Below are 5505 nucleotides of genomic sequence, written 5' to 3' on the forward strand. Positions count from 1 at the left end.
GAGCTGGTCATTTCCAGGCCGAGATGACGAACTCAGTCGAAATAAAAAACTGAGTTCGTCATTTCGTTGAGAGAATGACAGACTCAGATGAAATATAAGAGTGAGCTGGTCATTTCAATGTGGAAATGACCAAGTCAGGAATTTTTCTACGACGAGTCTGTCATTTCAGTACAACAATGACAGACTCGCAAAACAGGCGATGCTGAGCTAGTCATAGGGTCCGAAAAACGACCGACTCAAACTTAATGAGTCGGTGAGTTTGATATTCCTCCAAAAAAGCAAGTCTCAATCAGAGTTTAAACGTCCCTGATCTCCAAACCGATCAGATCGAGAAAGTCCAGCGATTGCGACTGGCTCACGATCGCTCCTTTCAAAGCGTCTAGTTCGACAGAGAGCGTATCGAAGGTGGAGGTACTGATATCCACGCCGTTCAAAGAGGTGCGCGAAAACCGGGATCCGTTCAGGAGACATTCTTTGAAAAGAATGTCTGTCCACTTTGTTTCTAAAAAATCGGCTTCAGTCAGTCTGGAGTGAGCGAATTCAACGATTTTTAAACTGCTGAACCCAAAGGTACTAAGATCCATCACGCAATCTTCAAAGAGGACGTGTTCCAGCTTCGAATCGTTGAAAAGGCTACCGTTCAAGCGGCACTCCTTGAAAGTCACTTGGTTGAAGATGGCATGAGAGAACACCGCATTAACGAACTGGCACTTTTCAAAAATGACATCCCGGAAATACCCTTCTTCCAGGTTGATGGATTCGAACTGCACATTGACGAACCGGACCGTTTTGAATTCGAGACGTTTTATTTCATATAAAGGCACCACACAATTACTGATTTCGACGTATTCGACATAAGGCTCATCTGCATCGAAACTTTCATCAAATGTCTGCTGGTCTAAATGTTTCGGAACCTGAGGCTCCACGCGTTTTTTCATATGACACCGCTCCTTTGATTCAAATTATAGCATGATGAGCATAATTAATTGTAAGAATATAGAAAGAATTCTCAAATCCGACTAAATCTTTGTTATAATGGACAGATGAACTTTTAATAACTAGGCGACTATTTAGATCGATGTATATATAAAAAAGTTTTAGAAAAAATTATGGTTTAAAGGACTGACATTACCTTATGAAAAAACAAACCTTTCCAGAAATGACTCTAACGAGTTTAGCCAGCAACTATCCGACTTTTTTACAGGGTAAAGAGCTTTATAAAAAAGGCAAAGCAACCAGTTTAAAAGTGGATGAAAAAAACAACACCATTCAATTTTCAGTTGAAGACAAACAACTCGAGACCGTCCACCTCCGTTTTTATCCGAATGGCGTGGCGCGTAAATATCATTGTACGTGCAAGGCATTCGAGAAGAACAGTGGGGCATGCAGACATGTGGTGGCAGCGATGATGCGCCTGAACGACTTGGATGCGAGCGACCTGGAGGCTGAATCCAATGCAGCTAACAATGGCTCTCCAGCTTCCATGTTTTCATACAAAAAAAGCGAAAAAGCCATCAATGCGCTGATCCACTATTCTAAAAAAGAGATCTCGCGTCAAACAGATATCCTGTACAAGGAACCGGTCTATGTGGAATATATGCTGAATATCAGTGGCACAAAAGCTAACCCGGTTTATGACTTATATTTCAAGATGGGCAAGGATTACCTGTACGTCATCAAAAACAGTTCCCAGCTCATCGATGATATCGTCAATGAGGAAGAAATCGTTTTCGGCAAGAATTTCACGTTCAACACCGATGATTATGCCCTCATGCCAGAAGACAGAAAAGTGTTTGACTATTTAAACGAGATCCAGACCGTGATCAAATCGGTGCTTCCGATGGGTTATGAAAATCAGTTTTTAAACAAAGACAGTTTTACTTTGCCGCCGTCATACATCAAACAGTTATTACGATTGCTTGATAAAACGATGGGCGCTTTTGTAAGATTTGGTCGTCCGCCGAGACAGTTGTCTCAAGCCGACAGAGGCGAAGCGCTGCTGATCGAAGACGATCTGTCGCAGCTTAATTTGTCGTTCAGCATCAATAAAATAGAGCATTTGTTTCATTTCACCTTAAGCGATTCGACCACAAACATTCAAGGTCTGACGTTTCATGACCAGGCAAAAATGGTCGAATACAAACAAGCCTTTTTCTTCTTTGATTCCCCGCATTACGAACTGATCAGACAGATCATCGAGGGATTGAAGGAATCAGGATCGGATACCTTAGTCATGCGCAGGCAGGAGCTGGAAACATTCCTGTCAGTGACACTGAGCCAGCTCAAGCAGATCGTGGACGTGTCGATGGATGAAGAAGTAAAAGCGTTACTTTACCAGGCACCTTTTGAGGCCCAGCTTTATATGGATACCAAAGACGATAATCTGCTTGTTCGACCTGTCTTTTCTTATGGGAACGTCACGATTTATCCCCTTGAAGAGACCGTGTCAGATAACGAAGAATCTATTGTCGTGAGGGAATGGGCGGAAGAATCGAAAGTGCTGAGCATGCTTTTTGAAGAGATCCCGCTTCCGGCACGTAAAGGCGACATGTGGGAGTTGACGCACACGGACACCATCAGCAATTTCCTGTATGATGCCTTGCCTGCTTTAGCGGACCATATGGAGATTTTCTTGTCCCAGCCGGCACGCAGCCTGCTGTACAGTCCGTCACGTCAGCCGAAGATCACGATGGAAATGCGCGAATCGTCAAATCTTCTGGACATTTCGTTTGATACGGAAGACATCTCTACCGAGGAACTGAGAGAATTAATGAAAGAGTTAGAAAAAAATCAGTCCTATTACCGTTTATCAAATGGTCAGATCGTGAATTTGAAGGATCCGGCTTTCCAGGCGATGCGTCGGGCCAAAAATTCATTGGACCTTGAAGATGATGAAATCGGCCACGACATGACGGTGTCTGTTTTCCAGGGGCTATCGGCTTTGGAAGAGGACACGATTCAAAAAGGGAAACGATTCAAAGATCTAGTGAAACAGCTCTTTACGCCTGAAGAATTGACCTTTGAACTGCCGGAAAAACTGCAGGCAGACATGAGACCCTATCAAGTTACCGGGTATAAATGGTTGAAAAGCTTGAACCATTACGGGTTCGGCGGCGTCCTGGCCGATGATATGGGACTGGGCAAGACCGTTCAGACGATTGCGTTTATTCAGTCGAAGATCGAATCGGAAGACGGCAAGTATCTGATCATCTGTCCGTCCAGTGTCTTGTTCAACTGGCAGCGTGAATGGGACAAATTTGTTCCGGATACAGAAACCATCATTATCTCCGGCAGCAAGGAAGAACGCGAAGCCTTAAGGCAGGAAGCGATCGAAAATGATATCCCGGTCTGGATCACCAGTTACCCACTCATTCAGCGTGATTCCGATTTATATGAAGACGATGTCTTTAGTACCATCGTTCTCGATGAGTCACAAAATGTGAAAAACAGTGCCGCCAAAACAACCAAAGCGGTGAAACAGTTGAAGGCAGAAACCAAGATCGCCTTGTCCGGGACACCGATCGAAAATCACCTCGGAGAATTATGGTCACTCTTTTCCATTGTTCAGCCTGGCTTGTTCAGAAATAAAAAAGACTTCCAGGGGATGGAACAGGAGCGTATCGCCGCTAAGATCAAACCGTTCATCCTGAGACGACTCAAAAAAGACGTCCTGCATGACTTGCCTGAAAAAACAGAGACGACGGAATACATCGAACTCTCTGAAGGGCAAAAACGCTTGTATCAGACTCAGCGTGCAGCAATCAAGCAGGAACTCAAAGAACTCGTCGATTCCGATACGCTGCGTTCGAACCGCATCAGAGTACTGGCCGGGATGACCCGGTTACGTCAAATCTGTTGTGATCCAAAACTCATCTTACCGGATTACGAAGGGACCTCTTCTAAACTTGAACGCTTGATGGAATATCTGGAAGAAGCCAGAGAAAACGGGAAACGGGTAGTGCTGTTTTCACAGTTTACCTCCATGCTTAAGATCATCCGTGAACGCCTCGATGCGATAGATGTGGATTACCACTATCTGGATGGTCAAACCAAGAACGAACACCGTCTGGAACTGACGACAAGGTTCAACACGGGCGAGAAGGACTTGTTCCTGATCTCGCTCAAAGCCGGTGGCACAGGTCTGAACCTGACGGGTGGAGACACCGTCATCCTCTTTGACTCATGGTGGAACCCGGCGATCGAAGACCAGGCCGCTGACCGCGTGCACCGTTTCGGACAGAAGAAATCCGTTCAGATCACGCGTTTCATTACGACAGGGACGATCGAAGAACGTATCAATGACTTGCAGGAGAAGAAACGCGAGCTCATCGATTCGGTCATCACGAAAGGGAATAAAGAATCTGTCACCACCCTTTCTACCGAAGAAATACTGGAACTGCTTTATGAAGATTAAACTTAGACTATAAATGTAAACTGCTTCATTCGTTTGGGTAAGAGACATAAACGGATGGAGCAGTTTTTTACATAATAAGGATACATCTTTTATTCATCCGGCCAGTCTGTGCTATACTAACTTAGAGAGACTATAGGTGGAGGAATAACGTGAAAGATAAAATAATAGTCATTGTAGGACCTACAGCGGTAGGGAAAACGCAGTTAGGGATCGAGTTGGCTCAGACCTTTGACGGCGAAGTCATCAACGGCGATTCCATGCAGGTATATAAAGGGCTGGATATCGGCACGGCCAAGGTCACGCAAGACGAGACCCAAGGCGTGCCGCATCATTTGATCGATATCAAGTCACCGGATGAACCGTATACCGTTTCTGATTTCAAAAAGGATGCGTCCGGAAAAATAACTGAGATAACTTCAAAAGGAAGGGTGCCGATCATTGTCGGGGGAACCGGACTCTATATCGAATCCCTCCTGTTCAATGTCAGTCACGGCGGGAAAGCAGAGCCTGATCCCGCTTTTCGGGAAGAGATGGAGCGCTTTGAACGTGAAAATGGACGAGCAGCGCTGCATCAGCTGCTGGAAGAAAAAGATTCGGTAGCTGCCGCGAACATCCATCCAAACAATGTCAGACGGGTGATCCGCGCCCTGGAAGTGATCCATGCAACCGGTCAGAAGTTCTCCGACTATCAAGCTGAACGGGAAAAAGAACCGGTTTACGATGCGTTTGTGATCGGGTTGAATACGGACCGGGAAGTCTTGTACGAACGCATCAACAAGCGGGTCGGTCTCATGCTTGATCAGGGCTTGCTCGAAGAAGTGAAGGGGCTCTATGCAAATTTCCCCGGCGATGTGCAGAGTAAAAAAGGCATCGGCTACAAAGAATTCAGTCCTTATCTAGAGGGGCGAGAGTCACTGGAAGAAGTGGTGCAGCAGGTGAAACAGCATTCAAGGAACTATGCGAAACGCCAACTCACATGGTTCAGAAACCGATTCACGCCGCATAGCCTGCATGGCCCAGATTGCCGAGAGCGTTTTGCCTGTGCCTGGGTCGTCCAGCACAAAAGACTTGTGGTGCTGCAGTGTGCTCGC

At 45.8% G+C, this 5505-nt stretch carries 3 protein-coding genes; 2 read left to right on the forward strand and 1 reads right to left on the reverse strand.

The annotated features are described in order from the left end of the window. Nucleotides 1-296 precede the first annotated feature (296 nt). Entirely contained in the window at nt 297-938 is a 642-nt protein-coding gene (locus R6U02_RS05950; RefSeq protein WP_410262704.1) for a pentapeptide repeat-containing protein, read from the reverse strand. A 197-nt stretch (nt 939-1135) separates the two neighbouring features. Between R6U02_RS05950 and R6U02_RS05955 the strand changes: the two genes are divergently transcribed. Beyond that, entirely contained in the window at nt 1136-4414 is a 3279-nt protein-coding gene (locus R6U02_RS05955) for an SNF2-related protein (protein ID WP_410262705.1), read from the forward strand. Between the two features lie 149 nt (nt 4415-4563). Then, the coding region (miaA, locus tag R6U02_RS05960; RefSeq protein WP_410262706.1) for a tRNA (adenosine(37)-N6)-dimethylallyltransferase MiaA at nt 4564-5505 on the forward strand (942 nt) is incomplete at its 3' end.

The sequence above is a fragment of the Alkalibacterium sp. genome (assembly GCF_046484155.1).
GTDB lineage: Bacteria > Bacillota > Bacilli > Lactobacillales > Carnobacteriaceae_A > Alkalibacterium.